A 24720-nucleotide genomic window follows, 5' to 3' on the forward strand; every position below is an offset into this window, starting at 1 on the left:
CACCGCCTGGTCACACCGCCTGATCACACCGCCGTCGCGGCTCGTCCCACCCGTCCCGCCCGCCCCACCCCGGGGGGTTCCGGTACAGGCACGGCCGCCTCGTGCCGACCCTGCGCGCGGTGCCGTGGGACCTGCCCGGCCCGGGAGGGGGACGACGTGCGCGGGCTCGGTCAGTGGGGCATCCGGACGAAGGTGGTCGCGCTCGCGGTGGCCGGCGTCGCGGTCACCGGCGGGGCGATGGCCGGGGTGAGCGCGTGGCAGAGCGCCCGGTTCGCCGACACCACGCAGGACTCGGTCACCGACCTGGTCGAGGCGAGCGTCGCCCGCACCGCGGCCGGCGTGCACGACGTCGTCGCCACCCAGGGACAGTCGACCGCCGCGCGGGTGGACAGCCAGCTCGCCGTCGCGCTCGACGTGCTCGCCGACTCCGGGGGCCTGACCGTGGGTGGCCCCGGCGGGCCCGTGCGCTGGGAGGCGAAGAACCAGCTCTCCGGCGAGGTCACCCCCCTGGACCTGCCCCGCGTGACCGTGGGCGGCGCCTGGCTCGGGCAGAACGCCGACCCCGCGGTGCCCACGGCCGTCGTCGACCAGGTCGAGGCGCTGGTCGGCGGCACGGCGACGATCTTCCAGCGGACCCCGTCGGGCGACATGCTGCGCGTGGCCACCAACGTCACCTCCGCCACCGGCAGCCGCGCGATCGGCACCTACATCCCGGCCGTGGACCCCGACGGGCATCCCAACCCCGTGGTCTCCGCGGTGGCCTCCGGGCAGACCTACCGGGGCAACGCCTTCGTCGTCGACTCCTGGTACGTCGCCGCCTACACCCCGCTGCTCGACCGGGCCGGCCAGCTGGTCGGGATGCTCTACGTCGGGGAGCAGCAGCAGGCGATCCCCGCGCTGCGGGAGAGCCTGGAGGCCACGCAGGTCGGCGCGCACGGGCACGTGGAGGTGTGGGGCGGCACCGGCGACCGGGCCGGCACCGTGCTGGTCAGTCCCGGGGGCACCCGCGACGGCGAGCGGCTGGTCGACGCCACCGACGCCGACGGCCGCCCCTACGTGCAGGAGATCGTCGACGCCGCCGTCGCGCTGGAGGACGGCGAGCAGGCCACCGTGCACCTCACCGACCCCGACGCCGGCGCGACCACCGCGCAGGTCACCTACTACGCGCCGTGGGACTGGGTGCTGGTGACCCTCGCCCGCGACGCGGACTTCACCGGGCCGGTCGACCAGCTCGCCGACGGCCGCTCGGACATGGTCACCGCGCTCGTCCTCGCCGCCGTCGCGATCGCGCTGCTCGGTGGCGTGCTGGCCCGGCAGGTCGCCCGCCGGCTCACCGCGCCGCTGGAGCAGCTGCGCGCCCGCATGGCCGAGATCGCCGACGGCGAGGGCGACCTGACCCAGCGCATGCCGGTCACCGGCGACGACGAGGTCGGCCAGCTCTCCGCGGCGTTCAACCGGTTCGTCGGCAAGGTGGCCGCCACGGTCCGCGACATCGGCCGCTGCGCCTCCCAGGTGGCGGAGTCGGCCTCCGGGGTGGCCGGCGTGGCCGACGGGCTGGCCACGCGGGCGGCCCGCAGCCGCGACCAGGCCCGGTCGGCGCACACGGTCGCCAGCGACATCAGCGCGAGCGTGACGGCCGCGGCCGCCGGCGCCGAGGAGATGGGGCTGTCGATCACCGACATCGCCCGCAGCGCCGCCGAGGCCGCACAGGTGGGCCGGCAGGCCGCCGAGCTCGCCCGCCAGACCGAGGGCGCGATCGCGGCCCTGGGCACCAGCTCCGCGGAGATCGGCGAGGTCGTGCGGGTCATCGCCGCGGTCGCCGAGCAGACGAACCTCCTGGCGCTCAACGCGACCATCGAGGCCGCCCGCGCCGGCGAGGCGGGCAAGGGCTTCGCGGTCGTGGCCAACGAGGTCAAGGAGCTGGCCCAGGAGGCCTCCCGCGCCAGCGACGACATCGCCCGCCGGGTGGAGGCCATCCAGGCCGACACCGGCACCGCCGTCGGCTCGATCACCCGCATCGCCGAGGTCGTGCACGCCATGAACGACCACCAGCTCACCATCGCCAGCGCGGTGGAGGAGCAGTCGGCGACCACCCGCGAGCTCACCCGCAGCGTCGCCTCCGCCGCCGAGGGGGCGGGCTCGGTGTCGACCACGCTGACGGCGGTCAGCACCGACGCCCGCGACAGCGCCGACGACGTCGGCCGGGCGCACGCCGCCGCGGTGGAGCTCGACGGGCTGTCGCAGGAGCTGACCCGCCTGCTCGCCGTCTTCACGGTGTGAGCCCGGAGGGGTCCGGTGCGCGGCGTCCTGCTCGCGCCAGGCGGGCCCGGCCAGGGGCACCCCGAGACGAACGGCATCGCCAGGGCGCCCAGGCCGCGCCGACGGCGACCGTGCGGCGGGCGCCGCGCGGCCCGGCGGCAGGGCCAGCGCCCCCAGCGCCGCGACCGGGGACGGCGACGACCAGGACGCCGGGCCCGGCCACCCATCCGCCGGGACACCGGCACGGTCAGCCGCGGGCGGCCTCCATCACCTGCCAGCGGGCGAGGTTGTAGCGGGCGTCGACGAGCGCGTCGTGCGTGCCGGCCGGGCGGGGCGGGAGCTCCGGCCGGCCGACGTCGTCCCACCGCTGCCGCAGCTCACGGGTGAACCGCGGGATCGGGCGGGGCAGCCCCGTCATCGGCCCCCACAGCTGGGCCAGCGCGACGTGGTCGTAGGCGGCGAACCACGCCCACAGCTCGACCTCCTCCCCCGGGCCGGTGAGGAAGGCGAGCAGGTCGTCGCGGATGCGGCGCCGGTCGCGCCAGGCCCGGTCGGCCGGCGGCGGCAGCTGGTCGAGCACGTTGCGGCGCACCCACGGGATGGCCTTCCGCTCGTCGAACTCGGTGCTCACCGCGTAGAACTCGCGGCCGGTCTCGTCGACGACGCCGATCGAGACCAGGTCGATCGTCGTCCCGTCCTCGATGAACTCGGTGTCGTAGAAGAACCGCCGCACGCCACCCACCGTAGGTGTGCTCAGTCCGCCCGGCGGCCGCCCACCGAGGAACGGCCGAACTCCTGGCCCTGCAGGGCGGCGATGTCGCGCTCCAGGTCGGGCACCCGCGCGGCCGACAGCCGGAGCAGCACCTTCTCCGCCACGGCGCCGGTGACCACCTGCCGCAGCGCGGAGACGACGCCGACCGAGCCGGGCACGAACACCCGGCGGCCCCGGGTCTCCAGGTTCTCCACCAGCGCCTCGGCGCACTCCTCCACCGAGGTGCAGGCGCCCAGCGGTCCGGGGAGCCGCGAGCGGGTCTCCCTGAAGGTGGGCAGCGCCTCCTCGGTGTCGCGCACCAGGTCGGTGTCGATCCACGTCGGGTGGGCGCTGGCCACGGTGACGCCGCGGTGGGCCACCTCCAGGCGCAGCACGTCGCCGAAGCGCTCGAGCCCCGCCTTGCCCGCGCAGTAGGCGCTCATGCCCGGGAGCACCGTGAACGCGGCCGCCGAGCTGACCAGCAGGACGTGGCCGCGGCGCTGCGCCACGTGCGGCAGCGCGGCGTGCGCCGTGAGCATCGCGCCGGTCAGGTTGACCTCGACGGTGCGCGCCAGCGCGTGCGCGGAGCTGGTCATCACCGTGGTGAGCGGGGCGATGCCGGCGTTGGCGACGACGACGTCGAGCCCGCCGAAGGTGTCCACCGTGCGGGCGACGGCGGCGCGCAGCGCCTCGGGGTCGGTCACGTCGCACTCCACCCACAGGTGCTCGGGGCCGAGCTCGGCGGCGACCCGCGCCAGCAGCTCGGGCTCGAGGCCGGCCAGCGCGACGCGCGCGCCACGGGCGGCGGCCCGGCGGGCCAGCTCGGCGCCGATGCCGCGCGCCGCGCCGGTGATGAGCACGCTCCTCCCCGCCAGCGGCGTGCGGGACTTCCTGCGCGACAGCGCCATCGGTGCCTCCTGACCTCTCCCGTGCCCGTGTCGAGCACTGCTCAGCTGTCGTTGTAGCTTGTTGACCGTTGCTCAGCAAGCCGGACGTCGTCGTCGGAGGAGCCCCGTGACCAGCACGCTGGACGAGCCCGTCCCGGGCCCGCAGGACACCCGCGAGGTCGGGGTGGCGATCATCGGCTCGGGCTTCGCCGGCCTGGGGATGGCGATCACCCTGCGCCGCCGCGGCGAGACCGACTTCGTCGTCCTGGAGCGGGCGCACGACGTCGGGGGCACGTGGCGGGACAACCACTACCCGGGCGCGGCCTGCGACGTGCAGTCCAACCTCTACTCGTTCTCCTTCGCGCCCAACCCCGACTGGCCGCGCTCCTACTCCGAGCAGCCGGAGATCCAGGCCTACCTGCAGGCCACCGCCGACCGCTTCGACGTCCGCCGGCACTGCGTCTTCGGCGCCGAGGTCACCGCCGCCCGCTGGGACGACGACGCGCGCCGCTGGGACGTCGAGACGACGGCCGGCCGGTTCCGCGCGCGCGTCCTGGTCTCCGCCGCCGGCGTGCTGGCCGACCCCCGTTCTCCCGACATCCCGGGCCTGGAGACCTTCGTCGGCACGGTGATGCACTCCGCGCGGTGGGACGACGGGCACGACCTCACCGGCGAGCGGGTCGCCGTCGTCGGCACCGGCGCCTCGGCGATCCAGATCGTCCCGGCCATCCAGCCGCACGTCGGCAGCCTCGCCGTCTACCAGCGCACGCCCCCGTGGATCGTGCCGCGCACCGACCACCCGGTGTCGCCGCGGGTGCAGCGGCTGTACCGGCTGGTGCCCGGCTTCCAGCGGCTGGTCCGCGCGCTGCTCTACCTGTTCCGCGAGTTCCTCGTCGTCGGCCTGGCCAAGGACCGGCGGTTCCTGGAGCCCGTGGGCCGGCTGGCGGAGGCGCACCTGCAGCGGCAGGTCCGCGACCCGCGGCTGCGCAGGGCACTGACGCCGGACTACACGATCGGCTGCAAGCGGATCCTGATCAGCAACGACTACTACCCGGCGGTGTCGGCACCCAACGCCGAGCTGGTCACCGCCGGCATCGCCGAGGTCCGGCCGCACTCGATCGTCACCCACGACGGCGTGGAGCGGCCCACCGACACGATCGTGCTGGCCACCGGCTTCCACGTGACCGACCTGCCGATCGCCGAGCGGATCACCGGCCGCGACGGCCGCACCCTCGCGCTGGTGTGGGACGCGGGCATGGTCACCAACCGGGGCAGCGCCGTGGCCGGCTTCCCCAACCTGTTCCTGCTGGTGGGGCCGAACGTCGGCGTCGGCCACACGTCGATGGTCTACATGATCGAGTCGCAGGTGGCCTACGTCGACGACGCCCTGCGCACCCTGGACGCCGAGGGCCTCGATGCGCTGGAGACCACCCCGGAGGCCCAGGAGGCCTACCGCGAGCTCGTCGCGCAGCGCTCCCGGGGCACGGTGTGGCTGGCCGGGGGCTGCGGCAGCTGGTACCTCGACCGGCACGGCCACAACACCACGCTCTGGCCGGACTTCACCTTCCGCTTCCGGAAGCTGACCCGGCGGCTGGACCGCGAGAACTACGTCGGCACCCCCGCCGGCGCCCCCGTCCGCACCCCGGAGGTGGCCGCGTGAGCACCCCCCTGCGCCTGCGCCGCACCGCCGCCGTCGCCACCCCCGACGGCGCCCTGCTGCACGCCACCGTCGACGGCGTCGACGACGCCCCGGTGACGCTCGTCCTCGCGCACGGCTGGACGCTGTCGCAGGCGGCGTGGGACGACGTCGCCGGACTGCTCGGCACGCAGGTCGCCGACGGCCGGCTGCGCCTGGTCCGCTACGACCAGCGCGGGCACGGCCGCTCGACCTGGGGTCCTCCCACCCGCCCGACCGCCGACGTCTCGATCGACCAGCTGGGCGCCGACCTCGGCACCGTGCTCGACGAGCTGGCGCCGTCCGGGCCGGTCGTCCTCGGCGGGCACTCGATGGGCGGCATGACCGTCATGTGCCTGGCCGCCGCCCGGCCCGAGCTGTTCGGCGACCGCGTCCGCGGCGTCGCGCTGGTCTCGACGTCGGCCGGCGACCTGCGGCCGGAGCCGCGCACGCGCGCCGAGCGGGTCCGGCAGCGGCTCACCCCCGGGGCGCTGGCCCTGGCCCTGGCCGGTGCGCGCGCCGTCGAGCGGCTGCGCCGGCTGCTCCCGCCGGAGCACCCGCGGCACCGGGCGCTCGTGCGCGACCTGCTCTACGGCGCCGACGCCACCGACGGGATGGTCCGCGCCGGGGCCGAGATCGTGCACGCCAGCACGGTGCGGGCGTTCACCGCGTTCCTGCCCGCGCTGGGCAGGCACGAGAAGCGCACCGAGCTCGCCGCGCTCACCCGCGTGCTGGTCGAGGTGCTCGTCGGGGAGTCCGACAGGCTGACCCCCGTGCGCCACAGCCGCCAGCTCGCCGAGGTCCTGCCCGACGCCCACCTACAGGTGGTGCCGCGGACCGGCCACATGCTCCCGGTCGAGCGCCCGGCCCTGGTGACGGCGTCGATCGCCCGGCTGCTCACCGAGGCCGCCGCCTCCCGGGCCGCCGCCTGAGCGGACCGGCCGTGCCCCCGTCCCCCGCGCGCACCCGCCGGTCGGCCGCCGACCGGCGGGAGCAGCTGGTCGGGATCGGCCTGCAACTGCTGCCCACCACGCCGGTGCAGGAGCTGACCATCGACGAGGTGGCCCGGCGGGCGGGCATCAGCCGCAGCCTGCTGTTCCACTACTTCCCGTCCAAGCGGGAGTACTACCAGGCCGTCACGCGCGCCGCGGCCGACCTGCTGCGCGCCCACCTCACCCCGCCGGCGGACCTGCCCGCCGAGCAGCGCCCGGCCTGGATGCTCGAGCGCTACGTCGGCTGGGTGGAGACCTACCGCGAGTCCCACCTGGCCTTCGTCCGCGGCGCGGCCGGCGGCGACCCGTGGGTGGCCGAGGTCTACGAGGAGACCCGCGAGGCGCTGGTCGACCTCGGCATCGGCGCGCTGGGCGGCCTGCAGGACCCGCTGCGCCGTCAGCTGGTGCGGTCCTGGTTCGCCTTCACCGAGGACCTGGTGCACCAGTGGGTGCGCGAGCCCGCCGTCAGCCGCGAGGAGCTGCTCGCCCTGCTCACCGACCTGCTGGAACAGCTCCTCAGGTGCTGAGCCCGGCCCCGCAGCCAGGATCCCGCCGCGAGCTCGCGACCGGTGGAGGCGGAGGGGTCCTCGCTCAGCCGGCGAGGGACCGGGGAGCCCGGTCGCCCGCCTCGCCGGCGGGCGGCTGCAGCCGGCCGACGACGTCGGAGGCGCTGGCGCCGGTGGCCTCCATCGACTTCTTCACGGTGGCGCCGTACACGTCGACGTACTCCTGGCCCGACAGCGTCATGATCTCGTACATGATCTCGTCGGTGACCGACCGCTCGACGAAGCGGTCACCGGCCAGGCCCTCGTAGCGGGAGAAGTCCAGCGGCTCGCCGAAGCGCACGTGGACCCGCACGAGCCTGCGGCCGAAGGGCATCCGCCGCGGGGTGTAGGTCATGGCCACCGGGATCACCGGGACGCCGGTCTCCAGCGCCATGCGCGCCACACCGACCTTGCCGCGGAAGAGCCGGCCGTCGGGCGAGCGGGTGCCCTCCGGGTAGATGCCCAGCACCCGGCCCTGCCGGAGCATCTCGATGCCGGTGCGGATGGCGTCCTCGGCGGCCGAGGCGCTGGAGCGGTCGATGGGCACCTGGCCGGCGCCGGTGAAGAAGGCCCGCTGCAGCGCCCCCTTGAGGCCCGTGCCGGTGAAGTACTCCCGCTTGGCCAGGAAGGTGACCCGGCGCCGCAGGGACAGGGGCATGAAGATCCAGTCCGCGGCGGAGATGTGGTTGCTCGCCAGGATCGCGGCTCCACCGGCCGGCACGTGCTCACGGCCCTCCGCCCGGGGACGGAACACCAGCTTCACGACCGGACCGATCGCCACGAACTTGAGGAACCAGTAGAACAACACGCCTCCCTGGGGAAATGCCAGACTAGGGAGCCGGGTGCCCCGGCGACAATCCGCCCCGCGCGTCGGTCCCCGACGGCACCCCGCCCGACCCCGGAGGAGGACCACCGTGGCTGCAGACCGGCCGACCGGGGACCGGGTGTGCACCCGCGGAGCCGCCGCGTGACCGGCCCCGCCGCGGCCGCGGCCGGCGCGACAACGGCCTCGACGCCACGCTCTGGGCACCCCTGCGCGACGTCGACCCGCGCGTGGGCGAGCACCTGCTCGACGTCCTCCGCGACGCCGGCATCGCCGCCTACCTGGAACCGGCCGCCGACGTCGGCCCGTACACGCGCACCGTCTTCCTGCCGAGTCCCCCGGCCGACCGGCTCTTCGTCGACCGCACCCGGCTCGGCGAGGGCCGCACGCTGGTCGACCGGCACGCCGACGACCACGCCCCCGCGCACGGCCCGGCCGCCGAGCGCCGCCCGCTGCGGCGCGACCTCGACGAGGACGCCGAGTGGGCGCGGATCGTCGCCGCCTACGAGGCCGAGCACGGGCGCACCGTCGTCGAGGACACCGCGGCACCGCAGCCCTCGGCGCCCCGCCCGGTCCCCGCGCCGGTCGAGGAGGTCGAGGACCCGGTCGCCGAGGAGCACTACGAGCCGCCGCCCGCGCCGCCGGTGCCGATGCCCTCGCCGTCGACGCTGTACGCGGTGCTGCTGGCCGCGGCCGGCGTCGTGCTGGTCGGCGCCCGGGCGTCCTGGGTCTCGCCTCCGAGACCGGCCTGGTGCTGGGTGTCGCCGCGTTGGTCGGCAGCGCCGCCCTGGCGCTGTCCCGGATGCGCGACCGCGACGACGACGGCGACGACGGGGCCGTCGTCTAGCGGCTCCGGCAGACCGCCGCGCGCGCGAGGTCGGCGGCGCCGACCAGCCCGGCCTGCGCGCCGAGGGCCGCCGCGACCACCCGCGGGCCGGGCCGGAAGCCGCGGCCGGGCAGCGCCCGCGCCAGCCGCTCGCGCGCGGGGTCGAGCACCATGTCACCGAGGACGCTGACCCCGCCGCCGATCACCACGACGTCGGGGTCGAGGACGGTGGCCAGGTCGGCGATGCCCTGCCCGAGCCACTCGCCGACGTCGCCGACCAGGTTCAGCGCCACCGGGTCGCCGTCGGCCGCGGCGCGGGCCACGTCCTCACCGGTCAGGCGCGACGCGTCGCCGTCGACGCGGTCGAGCAGCCGGGCCGCCGCGGCGGGCGAACGGGTGGCCACCTCGCGGGCAGTGGTGGCCAGCGCGCTGCCGCTCGCGTACTGCTCCCAGCAGCCGCGGTTGCCGCACGCGCACAGCCGCCCGTCGGGGACCACGCGCATGTGCCCCCACTCCCCCGCCACCCCGTGCGCGCCCCGCTGCAGCCGCCCGCCGGCGACGATCCCGCCGCCGATGCCGGTGCCGAGGGTGATGCACAGGGCGAGCTCCGCCCCCGCGCGGCACCGAAGCGGTACTCCGCCCAGGCCGCGGCGTCGGCGTCGTTGCCCACCCACAGCGGCCGCTGCAGCCGGGCGGCGAGGTCCCGCCGCAGGGAGGTGTGCCGCCAGGCGAGGTGCGGGCTGAAGAGGACGACGTCGCCGGTGCGGTCGAACCAGCCGGCCGCCCCCACGCCCACCGCCACCAGGGGCCCGCCGTGCCGGACGGCGAGCTCCTCGACGACGCCGGCGATCGCCGTCTCCGCGTCGGCCACCGACGCGGTCGGCGTCGAGCGGCGGGCGGTTCCGAGGACCGTTCCGTCGGGGGCGACGACGCCACCGGCGACCTTGGTCCCGCCGACGTCGACGCCGAGGGCCGGGAGGCCGGCGGGGTCGGCGGTCACTCAGCCGAGCTCGATGTGCTGCACCCGTGCCGGCTCCGGAGCCGCTTCCTCGGCCGGCACCGGCTGCTCCGGCCCGGCCGGCGCCTCGGGCGGGGTGGCCACCGTCCGCAGCGCCACCGCCGCGGAGCTCAGGAGGTCGGCCAGCGCCTCGGACACCTCCGGCCGCCGCGCGACCGCCGCCGCCCGGCACAGCGGGCACCACTGGCAGTCCCCGCCCGGTCCGTGCCCCGGACCCCCGTGCCCGGCGTCCGCGTGCTCCCCGGCGCCGGACTCGGCCCAGGCCTGCCCCACCCCGGCCACCAGCCGCCGTGCCTGGTCGAGCCAGTCGGCTCCCTCGCTCACTCGGTCCCCCTGTCCTGCAGCCCCGTGTCCTGCTGCCCCGTGTCCTGTGAGTCCGTCGTCCCCGCCGGGTCCCGTCCCGCTGCCGCCAGCAGGTCGGCCGGCCACTGCTGCGGATCCGCGGCGAACCCGACCTGCAGCCGTGCCGAGGCGGTCCCCGGGTCGGCCAGCTCACCCGAGGTCACCACGCACCGGCGCAGCAGCGCGTCCAGCCGCAGCGAGCGGCGGGTGCCCGCGGCGGTCACGACCAGGTCGTCCTCCCAGCGCGTGAGCTGCACGCCCTCCCGCCCGGCGAAGGGCAGCGGCAGCGTGAGCCGCCAGCCGCCCTCGACCCGCTCGGGCGCGGGCGCGGCCGGCTCGCCGGCGCGGTCGGGCAGGTCGGGCAGCAGCGCGGCGAGCGCGGCGGCGCCGGTGGGCTCGACGGCGGCCTCGGCCACCTCGTGCACCGGGGCGACGTCGGCGAGCGCGGCCAGCGCGGCCTCCTCCTCGGCGGCGCGCGCGGCCGTCCAGTCCCCGGCGTCCCCGCCGGGCCAGCGGCGCGCCAGGACACCCACCGGGCGCTGCCCGTGCACGGCCAGCGCGGTCGCGGCGGTCCGCAGCGCGGCCACGGCGGAGGGCCGCGGCCTCGCGGTCAGCCAGACGGCGGTCTCGGCCGGGTCGGTCAGCGGGAGCCGGTCCAGCAGCGCCTCGAGCTCCGGGACCGCCGCCAGCGCCAGGTCGACCGCGCCCCGGCGCACCGTGCCCGACCGCACCGCGGCGGCGCGCACCGCGGCGAGCACGCGGACCCGGGTGGAGAAGGCCTGGTCCAGCCACCAGCGCAGGGCGCCGGGCAGCGCGACCAACCCGGCGCCGCCCCCCAGCGGCCCGGCGTCGACGACGACGAGGTCGGTCCCCGGCCCCACGCGCCCCAGCGCGGCGAGGACGGCCAGCTCCCCGGCGCCCGGCAGCGGCACCACCGACGTCGCCGGCGGCAGCCCGACGTCGGGCAGCGTCGCGGCCAGTTCCGCCGCCCGTGCCGCCCACAGCGCCTCCGAGGCGGCCTGCGGCTCGGCGCGCACGACCGCGACGCCGTCGTCCGCCGTGCCCGCGGGCACCTCCTGGCGGGTCACCAGGACCACCCGCCGGCCGGCCCGGGCGGCGCGCACGGCGGCGGCCGAGGCGAGGGTGGTCGTGCCGGCCCCGCCGGGACCGGTGAACAGCAGGGTGCGCACGGAGGTCAGCCCTCGACGCGCTTCTTGAGCTCCTTGAGCGCGGTGTCGAGGATGACCTTCTCCGCCCGGCGCTTCATCATCCCCAGCATCGGCATGGCGATGTCGACGGTGAGCCGGTAGGTCACCTCGGTGGCGTCGCCGGTCGCGCGCAGCGTGTAGGAGCCGTCCTGGCGCTTCATCAGCTTGCTCGACACCAGGGTCCAGGAGACCTGCCGGTCGTCGTCCCAGGTGTAGTCGAGGACGTACTCGTCGGTGAGGACGGTGGCGTCGATGACGAACCGGACCCGGCGGGCGCGGCCGTCGGGTCCGCGCTCCTGCACCTCGACGGTGCGGGCGGCCCCCACCCACTGCGGATAGGCCTCGAAGTCGGCGATCACCGCCATGACGTCGGCCGCCGGCGCGGAGACGACGATCGACTGGGTGGACTGCTCGGCCATGCGCCAGAGGCTAGAGCGGTCCCCGGGCGCGCTGCAGGGCGGGCGCGGGTGGGCACGGCTACTCCCCAGTAGCCCCAGCCGGTAGATTTCCCAGGACGTGTCCCGCGCGGGACCGCGGGCAGCGGCGCCCCGGCCGCGCGGAGGAGGAGGACCGAGCGTGCGCGAGTACAGCGTCCCGGCGACGACCGAGGTCGGCCCGTCCGAGGCACTCACCGACATGCTGGCCGAGAACGTCGCCCAGCACGGCGACGAGGTGGGCCTGCGCATCCAGCGGGACGGCCGCTGGGAGGACGTCACCTGGCGGGAGTTCGGCGAGCAGGTCGCTGGGGTGGCCAAGGGCCTCGTCGCCGCGGGTGTGCAGCCCGGCGACCGCGTCGCCCTGCAGGCCAAGACCCGCTACGAGTGGACCGTCATCGACTACGCCATCTGGTCGGCCGGTGCCGTCACCGTCCCGGTGTACGAGACCTCCAGCCCCGACCAGGTCGCCTGGATCCTGTCGGACTCCGGCGCGGTCGCCGCGATCGTCGAGAAGGCGGAGCACGCCACCGCCGTCGACTCGGTGCGCGACCAGGCCCCCGACCTCGGCCCGCTCTACGTCATCGAGGACGACGCCGTCGGCACGCTGACCGCCGCGGGCGCCGACGTCCCCGACAGCGAGCTCGAGGCCCGCCGGGCGACCCTGAACGCCGACAGCCTGGCCACGCTCATCTACACCTCCGGCACCACCGGCCGGCCCAAGGGCTGCGAGCTGACCCACGGCAACTTCCTGTTCGAGGTCGGCAACGGCATGAGCCTGCTCGACCGGTTCATGAACGTGCAGGGCTCGCTGCTGCTGTTCATCCCGCTGGCGCACGTGCTCGCCCGCGTCCTGCAGGTCGGCGCGGTCAGGACCCGCACCGTCATCGGCCACACCCCCGACGTCAAGAACCTGGTCGAGGACCTCGGCGCGTTCAAGCCCACCTTCGTCCTCGCCGTCCCGCGGGTGTTCGAGAAGGTCTTCAACCAGGCCAAGGCCAAGGCCGAGGGCGAGAGCCCGGTGAAGGGGAAGGTCTTCGACCGGGCCGCCCAGGTGGCCATCGCCTGGTCCCGGGCGCAGGACACCGGCGGCCCCGGCCTGGCGCTGCGGGCGCAGCACGCGCTGTTCGACCGGCTCGTCTACAGCAAGCTGCGTGCCGCGCTCGGCGGCCGCTGCCTGGGCGCCATCTCCGGTGGCGCACCGCTCGGCGACCGGCTGGGCCACTTCTTCCGCGGCGCCGGCGTCACCGTCTTCGAGGGCTACGGCCTGACCGAGACCACCGCGGCCGCGTCGGTGAACCACGACCGCGCGCTGCGGATCGGCACCGTCGGCCGGCCGCTGCCCGGCGTCGGGTTCCGCATCGCCGACGACGGCGAGATCCTCATCCGCGGCGGCGTGGTCATGCGCGGCTACTGGAAGAACCAGCAGGCCACCGCGGAGGCCATCGACGCCGACGGCTGGTTCCACACCGGCGACATCGGCGAGATCGACGCCGACGGCTTCACCCGGATCACCGGCCGCAAGAAGGAGATCCTGGTGACCGCGGGCGGCAAGAACGTCGCCCCCGCCGTGCTCGAGGACCGGCTGCGCGCCCACCGGCTGGTCAGCCAGTGCATCGTCGTCGGCGACCAGCGGCCGTTCATCGCCGCGCTGATCACCCTCGACGAGGAGGCACTGCCGGGCTGGCTGGAGAGCAAGGGCAAGCCGGCCGGCACCCCGGTCGCCCAGCTGGTCGACGACCCCGACGTCAAGGCGGAGATCGACGCCGCCGTCGCCGACGCCAACCGGGCCGTGTCGCACGCCGAGGCGATCAAGAAGTACCGCGTCCTCACCACGGACTTCACGGAGGACAACGGGATGCTCACCCCGAGCCTGAAGCTCAAGCGCTCGGTGGTCATGAAGGAGTTCGACACCGAGGTCGAGGCGCTCTACAGCCGCTGACGGAGGCCCCCCTGCACCTCCCCGCTCGCACGCTCGCGGCAGGACCCTGCAGGGGGGCTAGGGGTCGAGCAGGGCGGCGAGGTCGGCGGCGATCGTCGTCCACGACCAGCGCTCCTCCACCCAGGCCCGCCCGGCGGCTCCCATGGCGCGGGCCCGGGCGGGGTCGTCGAGCAGCGCCGTGACGGCGGCGGCCACCGCCTCCGGCGAGCGCGGGTCGGCGACCACCGTCCCGGTCTCGCCGTCGCGGACCGCCTCCGGGGCCCCGCCCGAGGTGCCCGCCACCACCGGCAGCCCGACCGCGGCCGCCTCGAGGTAGACCATCCCCAGGCCCTCGACGTCCAGGCCGCCGCGGCGGGTGCGGCACGGCATGGCGAACACGTCGCCGGCCGCGTAGTGCTCCGGCAGCTGCGCCGGCGGCACCGGGCCGGTCAGCACCACCGAGTCGCCGACTCCCCGCTCGGCCACCGCGCGGCGCAACCGGGACTCGTCCGGACCACCGCCGACCAGCAGCAGCCGCGCCCCCGGGTGCCGGTCCAGCACCCGCGGCCAGGCCGCCACGAGGACGTCCTGCCCCTTGCGCGGCACCAGCCGGGACACGCAGACGACGACCGGCGTCTCCCCCAGCCCGTGGCGCCGGCGCACCGCGGTCCCGTCGGCCGACGGGGTGAACCGGTCGACGTCGACCCCCGGCGACAGCTGGGCCAGCCGCGTGCGCCCGCGCAACGCCGGCTCCAGGCGGCTGCGGGTGTAGTCGCTGATGTAGGTCACGACGTCGAGGCCGCCGGCGATGCGGCGCATGAGCTGCCGGGCGCCGGGCAGCGCGACCCACCCGGTCTCGTGGCCGTGCGTGGCCCCCACCAGGTGGCGCACCCCGGCTGCCCGCAGCGCCGGCGCGATCAGGCCCAGGGGCGCGGCGGCGCCGAAGAAGGCGGTGTCGCAGCCGTGCGCGGCGGCCAGCGCCACGGCGGCGCGGGTGGTGGCGGGGGTGGGCAGCAGCATCGCCGTCCGCTGCCGGACCACCGGGTAGGGCAGCTGCGCGTCGTACCGCTCCCAGCCCGGCGAGCGGGAGGCCAGCACGACCAGGGACTCCGGCGGGCGGCGCTCCAGCAGGGCCGCCACGAAGGTCTGGATGCCGCCCTGCCGCGGCGGGAAGTCGTTGGTGACGACGAGGGTGCGACCACTCACCGGTCGTCCAGCCGCAGCCAGTCCTCCGCCATCGCGATCCGCTGCGCCGCCGTCGGGTGCGAGCCGAACCACCACTGCCACGGCACCGGCGGGCTCGGGTCGGAGACGTTGGTCTCGGCCAGCCGGCGCTGCATCTCCTCGAACGCCGCCGCGTTGCCCGTGAGGTCGAGCGCGTGCAGGTCCGCGCGGGCCTCGACGTGCCGCGAGACGAGGTTCTGCACCGGTGTGGACACCAGCGTGCCCAGGGCGATCAGCAGCAGGACGAGCGGCACGACGCGCGGGTCGGCCGCGGAGTCCGCGCCCGCCCGGCGCAGCAGCGGCGCCCAGCCGAGCAGCCAGCCGAGCAGGGCGGCCGCGGCGGCGGCACCGAGCGCGCCGATCAGCGTGCCGGTGAGGACGTCGTCGGTGGCCACGTGCCCCAGCTCGTGGGCGACGATCGACTCGATCTCGTCGTCGGGGACGTCGGTGAGCAGCGTGTCGTAGAGGACCACCCGCCGGGTCGAGCCGAAACCGGAGACGTAGGCGTTCAGCGACGTCGTCCGGCGGGAGGCGTCGGCCACGAGGACGTCCTCGACCGGGGTGCCGCTCTCCTCGGCGAGCTCGAGCAGGTCGGTGCGCAGCTGGCCGGCGGGCAGCGGGGTGAAGCTGTTGAACGCCGGCTCGATGGCCACCGGGTAGAGGAAGGAGCCCGTGACCACCAGCGCGGCCGCGCCGCCGGCAGCCCAGGCCCACCAGGTGCGGGGCGCGCGGCGGGCGAGGGCGACCAGCGCCAGCAGGCCGAGCGCGGTGAGCCCGGCGTCGATGGCGGTGGAGACGGCGACGTCGCGCAGCCAGAGCGGCCACGAGCGGGTGGACAACTCGTAGCGGTGCCGCACCACCTCGCCGTAGGCCGCGATCGGCAGCGTCGCCAGGCGGCCGATCACCAGGAGCGCCACGGTGCCCAGCAGCACGGTGAGCGGCCAGCGGCGCCCGACCGGGCGGGCGAGCGCCCCCACCAGCCGGCTGCCCAGCCGGGTGAGGCCGAACAGCGCCGACACGGCCAGCCCGAGGAGGAGGTTGGCCAGGGACGCCGGGCGGATCTGGGCGGCGAGCGCCTCGGCCCGCGCGACGGCGGCGGCGGGCAGACCGGCGTCGTCGCTGACCGGGGCGGCACCGCCGGGCGGGACGGGCAGCAGGGTCCACGGCGTGCGGACGGCGATGACCACCACGAGCGCGACCCCGAGGACGGCCGCGACCAGGAGGGCGGCGCGAGCACTCCCCCGCCCCGCCCCGCGCACGCGGCCGATCCTAGGCGGACCGGTCCGGTCGCCGGCCGGGCGCCGAGGACACCCCCGACGCGACGGGGCCGGTGACCCGAGAGGTCACCGGCCCCGTCGCGGAGCGCTGCCGGCTCAGGCGATGCGGCGCATGGCGGTGATGCCGCCCATCGAGTCGACCGACACGACCTTCACCGGCTGGCCCGAGGTGGAGGCGTGCACCATCTGGCCGTTGCCGACGTACATCGAGACGTGGCTGACCGGGCTGTAGTAGAAGATCAGGTCGCCCGGCTGCAGGTCCGCCCGCGAGACGGCGGTGCCCATCCGCGACTGCATGCTGCTGGAGTGCGGGAGGCTGATCCCGGCCGCCGCGTAGGCGTACTGGGTCAGGCCCGAGCAGTCGAAGGAGTTGGGCCCGCCGGCGCCCCACACGTAGGGGTCGCCGACCTGGGCCAGCGCCGTCTGCACCGCCGTCTGGGCGGCGCCGCTGCCCCGCTGCCCGCCGACGCCGCCGGCGCCGGGGCGGGAGCCGCGGCGCGGGTGGCCGCGGGCGCGGGTGCACTCGAGCCGGCGGCGGCCGTGGTGCCGGACGCCCCGGCGGCGGCCTCGGCGGCCTCCGCGGCCTCGGCGGCCTCCGCGGCAGCGCGGCCTCCGCGGCAGCGGCGGCCCGGCCGGCCTCCTGGGCGGCCAGGGCCGCCTGCCGCTCGGCCTCGGTCAGCGCCGCGACCTGGGCCTGGTAGTCGGCGATGTCGCCCTCGAGCTGCTCCTCCTGGGCGTCGAGGCCGTCGAGGGTGCGCTGCGCCTCGGCCTCGGCGGCCTCGGCGTCGGCCCGGGCCTGCTGGGCGGCGGCGGCGGCGTGCGAGACCTCGTCGAGCACGGAGGTGGTGTGGCCGGCGATCTGGTCGAGCGTGGCCAGCGAGCTGACGAAGTCCTCGGCGGAGTCGCTGCTCATCAGCAGGTCGAGCCCGGCGAAGGTGTCGCTGTGCCCGCCGGTGTAGGCGCTGCGGGCCACCTGGCGGATCTGGCCGTCGAGGTCCTGCAGCTGGGCCTGCTTCTCCGCGGCGGCCCGGTCGGCCTCGTCGGCGGCGGTCTGCTGCAGGGCCAGGACCTCGCGGGCCTCGTTGACCTGCTCGCTGACGACCTCGAGCCGGTGACCGGCCTCGGCGGCGAGCTGGGCGGCTTGCTCGGAGGTGGTGGCCTGCTCCGGGTCGGCGGCCGCCGTGCCGGGCAGGAGGGTCATCGTCAGCGCGGCGGTGGTGCCGGCGACCGCGACGCGGCCGAGACGGCGGGCCCGTGACGGGCGGTGCGGCCCGGCGACGCGGGCCCCGGAGCGGGAGGTGGCGGTGGACTGTGCGCGCGCATGCCCCAGGAGGGGGCGGGGGGTCGCCACGGGCGGCGGCTCTCCGTTTCTTCCTCAGCTACCGCCTACCGAGTTAGCTGACGGGTTCGGGCTGGGAAGACGTGCCCTATCTCTGCACGCCGGTCGCTGACCGGCGCACGCGAGAACTCACCCCAGTGCTGCGGTGGGTCCCCGGCTCACCTCGCGCACCCCCGGGAGGGGCGTCCGGTGACTCGGCGGTGCCCGGCCGAGGTCACCTCGTGACGGGTGACGACCACCCGGTCGGACGCGGCCACAGTACGGACGTGATGCAGTTGTGACAAACGAGGGGTGCGTGGACTGTGAGGACTCACACGGTGAGCAGTCACGCCACTCCGGCGCGTACTCCCCGTGGGTGCCCCCGCCGGTCAGCCCGTGCGCCGGCGCCCGTTGCCCGCCGGCCGGTGCCGCAGCGGGGGAACCAGACCCCCCTCGGCCAGCGCACGCACCGCACGCCGCTCGACGTCGTCGAGCTCCACCACCACGCCGGGCCGCGGGACGGCGGCGTCGGCCGCCCGGGCCGCCGGGACGGGCGGCACGGGCAGCAGCACGGGGCCCGTGTCCCGCTCCCCCGGCGGGGCGCCCAGCAGGGCGGTGACGACGCAGTCGGCGCAGCCGACGCCGCGCGCGGTGCACGAGTCGCAGTCGATGAGCATGGCCGTGTCCCTCCGTGCCCCGGCCGCGCCGCCCGCTGCCGGGCCGCGGTCGGGACGGGTCTCCCTGTCGGTTGGTCGGCACGCTAGGGACGACCACCGACAGTCCCGGCTCAGCCGCCCGCGTACTCCCAGTGCCAGGGCTCCTCGCGGCCGTTGCCCGGGTCGGCCCACGTCGGGTGCAGCCACCCGAACCGGCCCGCGTTGGCCTGCATCCACGCGTACTGGGGGCTGCCGAAGCCGTCGATGCCGCCGCACAGGTCGACCGCCAGGCCCCAGCCGTGGTTGCTGGTCCCCGGGACGGCGGCCAGCGCCGGCTTCTCGCCGTACAGGCGCACCTGGCTGGCATAGGTCCGGTAGGAGTCGGTGATGCAGATCGGCCGGCCGAAGGTCGCCGCGTAGGCGGAGCTCATCGCCCGGTAGGCCGCGGCGGCGTCGCACCGCAGCGAGTGACCGCCCACCCCGATGGGGCACAGCGCGCTCGGCGGGATGAGCCCGTTGGGATAGCCGCCCCAGGAGCGGGCACCGTCGAAGCTGGGCGGGTAGACGGCGTTGCCGCACTCGACCCGCAGCGCGCCGCCGGTCGGCCCGGGGGCAGGCTCCTCCGGCCGCGGGCCCAGGCTGGGCCGCCCGACGTGGACGACCTGCTCCACGGGCAGCCGGCGGACGACGACGGCGCCGGCCCGCCCGTCGGCGGCGAGCATCGTCTGACCGTCGAGCGCGATCCCGACGTGGCCCAGCCCCGACTCGGGGGTGCCGAGGAAGACCAGGTCACCGGGCAGGACGTCGACCAGGTCGACCGGGGTGCTGACGGCGAACAGGCCGGACTGGTCGGAGGGCAGGTCGATGCCGGCCGCGCCGTAGACCGTGGACACCAGCGAGCCGCAGTCCCACGAGTCCGGCCCGGCCGTCCCTGGCGCGTAGGGCCGGCCCAGGGCCTCCATGGCCGCGGAGACCGCCGCGATCGTCTCGGCGGGCAGCACGAGCAGCGACGTCGGCTCGCGGGGGAACTGGGCCGCGCCGCGCTGCGCACCGCCGGCGGCCGCGCCGATCGGCGTCAGCCCGGCGCGCAGGCTCGCGACCGGGTCGAGCAGCTCCGCCGCCGGCGGGGGGACGACGCCGGCCTCGCCCAGCTGGTCGACGTAGGCGCGCCAGTTGGCCGCCGTCTGCGTGTTGACGTCGACCTGCTCCCGCTGCAGGTCCGACAGCTGCCGGTCGACGTCCCTGAGGGCCACGTCGAGCTCCGCGGTGACCGCGTCCGCCGAGGCCTCGAGGTCGGCCACCTCCGCGGCCAGCTCGTCGGCGCGCTGCTGCGCCTCGGCGAGGGCGGCGTCCGCGGTGACCTGCTGCGCGAGCGCGGCCTGCCGCTGCTCCTCGGCGGCGCCGACGACCGCGGCGGTGTGGTCGTCGACCGCCTCGAGGTAGCCCATCGCCGCGACGACGTCGGCCGGGTCGCCGCCGCTGAGCAGGACGGTGAGCGGGGTGAGCGCGCCGCCGTCGCGGTAGACCGCCGAGGCGTACTGCGCCACGACCGCCTGGTTCTCCGCCAGCACCCCCTCGGCGGCGTCGACCACGGCGCGGGCGGCGTCGACGTCGGCCTGCGCGTCGGACAGCTGCTGGCGCGCCGCGGCCACCTCCGTCTGCCGCTGCTGCAGGTCGGCCTGCACCTCGGCGGCGCGCCGCTGCAGCCGGTCGAGCGCCTCGCTGTCGAGGACGCCGCTCGTGCCGCCGGGCTGGTCGCTCGGCTCCGCGCCCGCGGGGCCCGCGAGGGGCACCGCCAGCAGGACGGCGGCCGCCACCGTGACCAGCACCGACGCCGGGCCACGGCGGGTGCGCCACGGGGAGCGCGCGCGCATCGGACTCCCTCTGCTGATGCGGACCCCCCTGGTCCGCCCGGGGATCGTCGTCCGCGCGCGGCCGCTCCCGCAACCGGGTCCGGCGCCGCCGGTCCCCCGCCCGGGCGAGGCGTCCCCCGGGCGGGCGCCGGGCGCGCGTCCCCGGGACTGTCCGACCCCCGGCCTACCGTCCCGCCGTGCTCTTCCCCGACACCGGCGCGGGCTCCTCGCTGCCGCGCCACGAGCAGGCCCCGGCCCACGGCGACCGGCCGCTCCCCCGCTCCCGCCGGGCTCCCGCCGCCCCGGGACGGCAGGCGCACGACGGATACGTCCAGGCGAGCATCGACGACCTCGGGACGCCGCTGGCCGGCACCACCTTCGTCGTCGTCGACCTGGAGACCACGGGCGGATCGCCCAAGGACAGCGCGATCACCGAGATCGGGGCGGTCAAGGTCCGCGGCGGTGAGGTGCTCGGGGAGTTCCAGACGCTGGTCGACCCGGGCTGCGAGGTCCCGCCCTACATCAGCGTGCTCACCGGGATCACCACGGCCATGGTCGCCACCGCTCCGCGGATCGCCGCGGTGCTGCCGGCCTTCCTCGAGTTCGCCCGCGGCGCCGTGCTCGTGGCGCACAACGCCCCGTTCGACCTCGGCTTCCTCCGGGCGGCCTGCGAGCAGACCGGCGTCGCGTGGCCCGCCGCCGCCTCGGTCGACACCGCGGTGCTCGCCCGGCGCCTGCTGTCCCGCGACGAGGTGCCCAACTGCAAGCTGGCCACCCTGGCGCCCTACTTCTCCGCCACGACCTCGCCGTGCCACCGCGCCCTCGACGACGCCCGCGCGACCGTCGACGTGCTCCACGGCCTGTTCGAGCGACTCGGTCCCCTCGGGGTCACGTCGCTGGAGGAACTGCACGGGCTCACCCGCCAGGTCGACCCGGTGCGCCGGGGGAAGCGCCACCTCGCCGACGGCGTCCCCTCCGGCCCCGGCGTCTACGTGTTCCGCGGCCCGCGCGACGAGCCGCTGTACGTCGGGACGTCGAACGACCTGCGCACCCGCGTCCGCAGCTACTTCTCCTCCGGCGAGCAGCGCAGCCGCATGACCGAGATGGTGGCGCTGGCCCAGCGCATCGAGTCGGTGTCCTGCGCGCACGACCTCGAGGCCGCCGTCCGCGAGCTGCGGCTCATCGCCGAGCACAAGCCGCGCTACAACCGCCGGTCGCGCTTCCCGGAGCGCGCCCTGTGGCTGCGGCTCACCGAGGAGCACTTCCCCCGGCTGTCCACGGTCCGGCGGGTCCGGCCCGACGCCGGCGCCTTCCTCGGGCCCTTCCCCGACCGCCGCGCCGCCGAGATGGCCACCGCCGCGATCCACGAGGCGCTGCCGCTGCGGCAGTGCACCACCCGGCTCTCGCCGCGGGTGCCCACGAGCACCTGCGCGCTGTTCGGCATGGGCCGCTGCGGGGCGCCGTGCGCGGGCCACCAGTCGGTCGAGGAGTACGCGCGGATCGCCGCCGTGCTGCGCGCCGCCGTCGACGGCGACCCGAGCGCCCTCGTCGAGCCGCTGCTCGCCCGCGTCGACCGGCTGTCGGCCGAGCGCCGGTTCGAGGACGCCGGGGTGCTGCGCGACCGGATCGCGGTCCTGGTGCGCGCGGTGCGCCGGCGCCAGCGGTTGCAGTCGCTGGCCGCCGTCCCGGAGCTGGTGATCGCCCGGCCCGACGGCGAGGGCGGGTGGGCGCTGTCGATCGTGCGCCGGGGCCGGCTGGTCGCCGCCGGGTCCGCACCGCGCGGGACGTCGGTGCGCGACACCCTCACCGGGCTGCGCGCCACCGCCGAGACGACGCCCGACGACGAGGGCCTCGCGGCCACCGTCGACGAGACCGAGCTCGTGATGCGCTGGATGGAGAAGCCCGGTACCCGCCTGGTCGAGGTCACCGGCACGCTGGCCTGCGTCGCGCCGGGCACCGGCGGGTTCAGCGGCTTCCTCTCCCGCGTGGAGGCCGGCCGCGCGCTGCGGGACCCGTTCGCCGACGGCCGCCAGCTGGGCACCCGCGCCCGCCCGGAACGGGTGTCCGGCGGTCCGCCGTCGGCCGGCGGTCAGGTGACCTCGGTGGGCGGCCCGGCTGCAGGGGCCCGCCGCGAGCGGAGCGAGTGGTGGGGGGCAGCAGGGTCCTTCTAGCATCCCCGGCGTGATCACCGCCATCGTGATGGTCGACGCCGCCACCGACGCGATCCCCGAGGTGGCGGCCGCGATCGCCGACCTCGACGGCGTCAGCGAGGTCTACTCGACCGCCGGGGAGGTCGACCTGATCGCGATCGTGCGGGTGCGCGAGTTCGACCAGGTCGCCGAGGTGATCGCCGGGCGGATCAACAAGGTGCCCGGTGTGCTCGAGACCGAGACGCACATCGCCTTCCGCGCGTACTCCCGGCACGACCTCGAGGCGGCCTTCTCCCTCGGGCTGGAGTCCTCGTGAGCGGCCTCAGCGGCCGCCGGCCTCGCGACTGACGGCCACCCACCGGTCGAGCAGCGCGGCGGCCCGGCCGTCGTCGACCGCGGCCGCGGCCCGCCGCAGACCGGCGGCGAGGACGTCGTCGAGCTCCCCGCCGCGTTCGTCGAAGGCGGCCAGCGCGGCCGCGGCGTTGAGCAGGACGGCGTCGCGCACCGGTCCGCGCTCGCCGTCGAGGACCCGCCGGAAGACCGCCGCGTTGTGCGCCGGGTCGCCGCCGCGCAGCGCGTCCGGGCCGGCCGCCGCGATCCCCAGCGCCGTGGGGTCGACCCGCTCCGCGGTCACGGCGCCGTCGCGGGCCACCCACACCCGCGACGTGGTCGCGGTGGTGAGCTCGTCGAGGCCGTCGTCGCCGCGGAAGACCAGCGCGCGGGCCCCGCGGCCGGCGACCACCTGGGCCAGCACCGGCGCCATCCGGGCGTCCGCGCAGCCGATCGCGGCGGCCACCGGCCGCGCGGGGTTGGTCAGCGGCCCGAGGAAGTTGAAGACGGTGCCGATGCCCATCTCCCTGCGCGGCGCCGCGGTGTGCCGGTAGCCGGGGTGGAAGACCGGCGCGAAGAAGAAGCCGATGCCGGCCTCCCGCACGCAGCGGGCCACGGCCGGGGCCGGCAGGTCGATGACGACGCCGAGGGCCTCCAGCACGTCGGCCGCCCCGGAGGACGACGACGCCGCGCGGTTGCCGTGCTTGGCCACCGGCGCACCCGCGGCCGCGGTGACGACGGCGGCCATCGTGGAGATGTTCACCGTGTGCGCGCCGTCGCCGCCGGTGCCCACGACGTCGACGGTGGCCAGGGGCAGCTCGACCGGCGTCGCCCGCTCGAGCATGGTGGCCGCGAGCCCCGCGACCTCCTCCGGCGCCTCGCCCTTGGCGCGCAGCGCGACGGCGAAGGCGGCCACCTGCGCCGGTGTCGCCTCGCCGGTCATCACCTCGCGCATGGCCCAGGCCGTGTCGGCGGCCGGGAGGTCCTCGCGGGCGAGCAGGCGCGTCAGCAGGCCGGGCCAGGTCGGCCCGGCGGTCGGGCCGGCGCTCACCGGGAGACGGGTCGGCGGCCCCGCGCCGCGTGCGCGCGCAGCAGGTCGGCGACGACCTGCGGGGCGGTCAGCGGGTCGACCGGGAAGGCGAGCGTGGCGTCGGCCTGCGACCAGTGCGCCAGCCAGCGGTCGGGCTGCCGGGCGATGAGGACGCACAGGGCCGGCCGGTCGGCGACCTCGACCGTGATCTGGCGGGACAGCGCCAGGCCGCCGGTGGGCTGCGCCTCGCCGTCGAGGATGCACAGGTCCACCCCGCCGCCGTCGACGGTGTCGACGACGTCCTCGCCGGTGGCGCACTCCACCCAGGTCAGGGGTCCGACGTCGGGTGCCGGACGGCGCCCGACGGCGGTGCGGACGGCCTCGCGGACCTCGGGCCGGGAGCTGTAGACCAGGACGGTCGCGGGCGCGTCGCTCACGCCCGGCAGCCTAGTGCCCACGCGGCTCCCGACCGGGTGGACGCGGCCCCTCGTCCGGGGGACGGTCTCGGCGCGGTCACGGTGCGGGCACGCCGTGCCACCCACGGTCGGTGCAGGTCGTCAGCCGGTGCCATGATGGGCGGCGTGACAACGGCCCCCGTGGCGAGCAGCACCTTCGACACCTCGCGGGTGCACTCGCTTACCCGACCGAACATGGTCAGCGTCGGCACGATCATCTGGCTCTCGAGCGAGCTGATGTTCTTCGCCGGGCTCTTCGCCATGTACTTCACCGCGCGAGCCCGTGCGACCGAGGGCTGGCCGCCGGAGCCCACCGAGCTGAACCTGCCCTACGCGCTGGTCTTCACGCTGATCCTGGTGGCCTCGTCGGTCACCTGCCAGATCGGTGTGTTCGCGGCGGAGAGCGGCAACGTCTACGGGCTGCGCCGGTGGTTCACGATCACCTTCGTCATGGGCCTGGTGTTCGTGCTCGCCCAGATGAACGAGTACCGCGTGCTGGTCACCGAGCACGGGACCACCCTCTCGAGCAGCACCTACGGCTCGGTCTTCTACCTGACGACCGGCTTCCACGCCCTCCACGTCATCGGGGGCCTCGTGGCCTTCGTCTACGTGCTCATCCGGTCCACCATGGGCCGGTTCACGCCCGCGCAGGCGACCTCGGCCATCGTGGTCTCCTACTACTGGCACTTCGTCGACGTCGTGTGGGTCGGGCTCTTCGCCACGATCTACCTGATCCGCTAGGGAAC

The 24720-nt window shown here is 76.4% G+C and carries 22 protein-coding genes, 1 pseudogene and 1 riboswitch; of the genes and pseudogenes, 9 read left to right on the forward strand and 14 right to left on the reverse strand.

Translation table 11 applies throughout. The annotated features are described in order from the left end of the window. Positions 1-156 precede the first annotated feature (156 nt). Entirely contained in the window at positions 157-2280 is a 2124-nt protein-coding gene (locus tag JD79_RS19400) for a methyl-accepting chemotaxis protein (RefSeq protein WP_245900234.1), read from the forward strand. A 226-nt stretch (positions 2281-2506) separates the two neighbouring features. On the opposite strand, the gene JD79_RS19405 is transcribed toward JD79_RS19400, so the two are convergent. Both JD79_RS19405 and JD79_RS19410 read right to left on the reverse strand, forming a co-directional pair. Next, positions 2507-2992, reverse strand: a complete 486-nt coding sequence (locus JD79_RS19405; RefSeq protein ID WP_110007895.1) for a polyadenylate-specific 3'-exoribonuclease AS — start codon at positions 2990-2992, stop codon at positions 2507-2509. A gap of 20 nt (positions 2993-3012) precedes the next feature. Continuing rightward, positions 3013-3918 (reverse strand): short-chain dehydrogenase/reductase, encoded by a 906-nt coding sequence (locus JD79_RS19410; RefSeq protein WP_110006841.1) that lies wholly within the window; start codon positions 3916-3918, stop codon positions 3013-3015. A 106-nt stretch (positions 3919-4024) separates the two neighbouring features. On the opposite strand from JD79_RS19410, the gene JD79_RS19415 reads away from it, so the two are divergent. From JD79_RS19415 to JD79_RS22300, 3 genes are read left to right on the forward strand one after another with little or no spacing between them, the layout of a single operon-like run. After that, positions 4025-5557, forward strand: coding sequence for a flavin-containing monooxygenase (locus tag JD79_RS19415; protein ID WP_110006842.1), 1533 nt, complete (start codon positions 4025-4027; stop codon positions 5555-5557). Beyond that, the gene (locus JD79_RS19420) at positions 5554-6504 is read left to right on the forward strand and encodes an alpha/beta fold hydrolase (protein ID WP_170149272.1); all 951 of its coding nucleotides are present in this window, start codon (positions 5554-5556) and stop codon (positions 6502-6504) included. The genes JD79_RS19415 and JD79_RS19420 overlap by 4 nt, the downstream gene beginning before the upstream one ends. 11 nt (positions 6505-6515) lie before the next feature. Then, entirely contained in the window at positions 6516-7091 is a 576-nt protein-coding gene (locus JD79_RS22300) for a TetR/AcrR family transcriptional regulator (protein ID WP_170149273.1), read from the forward strand. Between the two features lie 64 nt (positions 7092-7155). Here the strand turns inward: JD79_RS22300 and JD79_RS19430 are convergent, their stop codons facing one another. The 5 genes and pseudogenes from JD79_RS19430 to JD79_RS19455 all read right to left on the reverse strand — a co-directional run bounded on the left by JD79_RS19430 (position 7156) and on the right by JD79_RS19455 (position 11745). Then, a complete protein-coding gene (locus tag JD79_RS19430) occupies positions 7156-7917 on the reverse strand; it encodes a lysophospholipid acyltransferase family protein (RefSeq protein ID WP_245900235.1) in 762 nt (253 codons plus the stop codon). An 858-nt stretch (positions 7918-8775) separates the two neighbouring features. Next, positions 8776-9758, reverse strand: a pseudogene (locus tag JD79_RS19440) (ROK family glucokinase). After that, the gene (locus JD79_RS19445; protein WP_110006844.1) at positions 9759-10100 is read right to left on the reverse strand and encodes a hypothetical protein; all 342 of its coding nucleotides are present in this window, start codon (positions 10098-10100) and stop codon (positions 9759-9761) included. After that, positions 10097-11308 carry an ArsA family ATPase gene (locus JD79_RS19450; RefSeq protein ID WP_170149274.1) on the reverse strand — a complete coding sequence of 404 codons (1212 nt, stop codon included), beginning with the start codon at positions 11306-11308 and terminating at the stop codon, positions 10097-10099. Before JD79_RS19450 ends, JD79_RS19445 begins: the two co-directional genes overlap by 4 nt. A gap of 5 nt (positions 11309-11313) precedes the next feature. Next, the gene (locus JD79_RS19455; protein WP_110006845.1) at positions 11314-11745 is read right to left on the reverse strand and encodes an SRPBCC family protein; all 432 of its coding nucleotides are present in this window, start codon (positions 11743-11745) and stop codon (positions 11314-11316) included. A gap of 157 nt (positions 11746-11902) precedes the next feature. Here JD79_RS19455 and JD79_RS19460 point away from each other — a divergent pair, with 157 nt between their 5' ends. After that, on the forward strand, positions 11903-13702 hold the full coding sequence (locus JD79_RS19460) for an AMP-dependent synthetase/ligase (RefSeq protein ID WP_110006846.1): 1800 nt from the start codon (positions 11903-11905) through the stop codon (positions 13700-13702). A 57-nt stretch (positions 13703-13759) separates the two neighbouring features. Here JD79_RS19460 and JD79_RS19465 read toward each other — a convergent pair whose 3' ends face one another. The 3 genes from JD79_RS19465 to JD79_RS23170 form a co-directional block, all read right to left on the reverse strand. Continuing rightward, a complete protein-coding gene (locus JD79_RS19465) occupies positions 13760-14887 on the reverse strand; it encodes a glycosyltransferase family 4 protein (RefSeq protein ID WP_110006847.1) in 1128 nt (375 codons plus the stop codon). Beyond that, on the reverse strand, positions 14884-16164 hold the full coding sequence (locus JD79_RS19470) for a M48 family metallopeptidase (protein ID WP_110006848.1): 1281 nt from the start codon (positions 16162-16164) through the stop codon (positions 14884-14886). Before JD79_RS19470 ends, JD79_RS19465 begins: the two co-directional genes overlap by 4 nt. Before the next feature lie 114 nt (positions 16165-16278). Next, a complete protein-coding gene (locus JD79_RS23170; protein ID WP_342767669.1) occupies positions 16279-16611 on the reverse strand; it encodes a C40 family peptidase in 333 nt (110 codons plus the stop codon). Positions 16612-17029: 418 nt separating this feature from the next. Between JD79_RS23170 and JD79_RS23175 the strand changes: the two genes are divergently transcribed. After that, a complete protein-coding gene (locus tag JD79_RS23175) occupies positions 17030-17440 on the forward strand; it encodes a hypothetical protein (protein ID WP_211308064.1) in 411 nt (136 codons plus the stop codon). Positions 17441-17550: 110 nt separating this feature from the next. Continuing rightward, positions 17551-17716: riboswitch (cyclic di-AMP (ydaO/yuaA leader) on the reverse strand. A 173-nt stretch (positions 17717-17889) separates the two neighbouring features. Here JD79_RS23175 and JD79_RS19490 read toward each other — a convergent pair. Together JD79_RS19490 and JD79_RS22795 are read right to left on the reverse strand one after the other, a co-directional pair. Further along, positions 17890-18177: a hypothetical protein gene (locus JD79_RS19490; RefSeq protein ID WP_110006851.1), complete on the reverse strand. Its 288-nt coding sequence runs from the start codon at positions 18175-18177 to the stop codon at positions 17890-17892. A gap of 110 nt (positions 18178-18287) precedes the next feature. Beyond that, positions 18288-20030: a D-alanyl-D-alanine carboxypeptidase family protein gene (locus tag JD79_RS22795; RefSeq protein WP_110006852.1), complete on the reverse strand. Its 1743-nt coding sequence runs from the start codon at positions 20028-20030 to the stop codon at positions 18288-18290. Between the two features lie 176 nt (positions 20031-20206). Between JD79_RS22795 and JD79_RS19500 the strand changes: the two genes are divergently transcribed. Beyond that, positions 20207-22180 carry a DEDD exonuclease domain-containing protein gene (locus JD79_RS19500; RefSeq protein ID WP_245900237.1) on the forward strand — a complete coding sequence of 658 codons (1974 nt, stop codon included), beginning with the start codon at positions 20207-20209 and terminating at the stop codon, positions 22178-22180. Between the two features lie 10 nt (positions 22181-22190). Then, positions 22191-22475 (forward strand): Lrp/AsnC family transcriptional regulator, encoded by a 285-nt coding sequence (locus JD79_RS19505; RefSeq protein WP_110006853.1) that lies wholly within the window; start codon positions 22191-22193, stop codon positions 22473-22475. Positions 22476-22481: 6 nt separating this feature from the next. On the opposite strand, the gene trpD is transcribed toward JD79_RS19505, so the two are convergent. Both trpD and JD79_RS19515 read right to left on the reverse strand, forming a co-directional pair. Then, the gene (gene trpD / locus JD79_RS19510) at positions 22482-23540 is read right to left on the reverse strand and encodes an anthranilate phosphoribosyltransferase (RefSeq protein WP_110006854.1); all 1059 of its coding nucleotides are present in this window, start codon (positions 23538-23540) and stop codon (positions 22482-22484) included. After that, positions 23537-23956, reverse strand: coding sequence for a response regulator (locus JD79_RS19515; protein ID WP_110006855.1), 420 nt, complete (start codon positions 23954-23956; stop codon positions 23537-23539). The genes trpD and JD79_RS19515 overlap by 4 nt, the downstream gene beginning before the upstream one ends. Before the next feature lie 135 nt (positions 23957-24091). Between JD79_RS19515 and ctaE the strand changes: the two genes are divergently transcribed. Next, positions 24092-24715, forward strand: coding sequence for an aa3-type cytochrome oxidase subunit III (gene ctaE / locus JD79_RS19520; protein WP_342767670.1), 624 nt, complete (start codon positions 24092-24094; stop codon positions 24713-24715). Positions 24716-24720 lie beyond the last annotated feature (5 nt).

This window comes from Geodermatophilus normandii (assembly GCF_003182485.1).
GTDB lineage: Bacteria > Actinomycetota > Actinomycetes > Mycobacteriales > Geodermatophilaceae > Geodermatophilus > Geodermatophilus normandii.

Bases quoted from the DNA above. Each gene is read 5' to 3' on its own strand.
- JD79_RS19410 (WP_110006841.1), bottom strand. From the start codon at position 3,918: ATGGCGCTGTCGCGCAGGAAGTCCCGCACGCCGCTGGCGGGGAGGAGC.
- JD79_RS19455 (WP_110006845.1), bottom strand. From the start codon at position 11,745: ATGGCCGAGCAGTCCACCCAGTCGATCGTCGTCTCCGCGCCGGCGGCC.
- JD79_RS19490 (WP_110006851.1), bottom strand. From the start codon at position 18,177: ATGCTCATCGACTGCGACTCGTGCACCGCGCGCGGCGTCGGCTGCGCC.
- JD79_RS22795 (WP_110006852.1), bottom strand. From the start codon at position 20,030: ATGCGCGCGCGCTCCCCGTGGCGCACCCGCCGTGGCCCGGCGTCGGTG.
- ctaE (WP_342767670.1), top strand. From the start codon at position 24,092: ATGGGCGGCGTGACAACGGCCCCCGTGGCGAGCAGCACCTTCGACACC.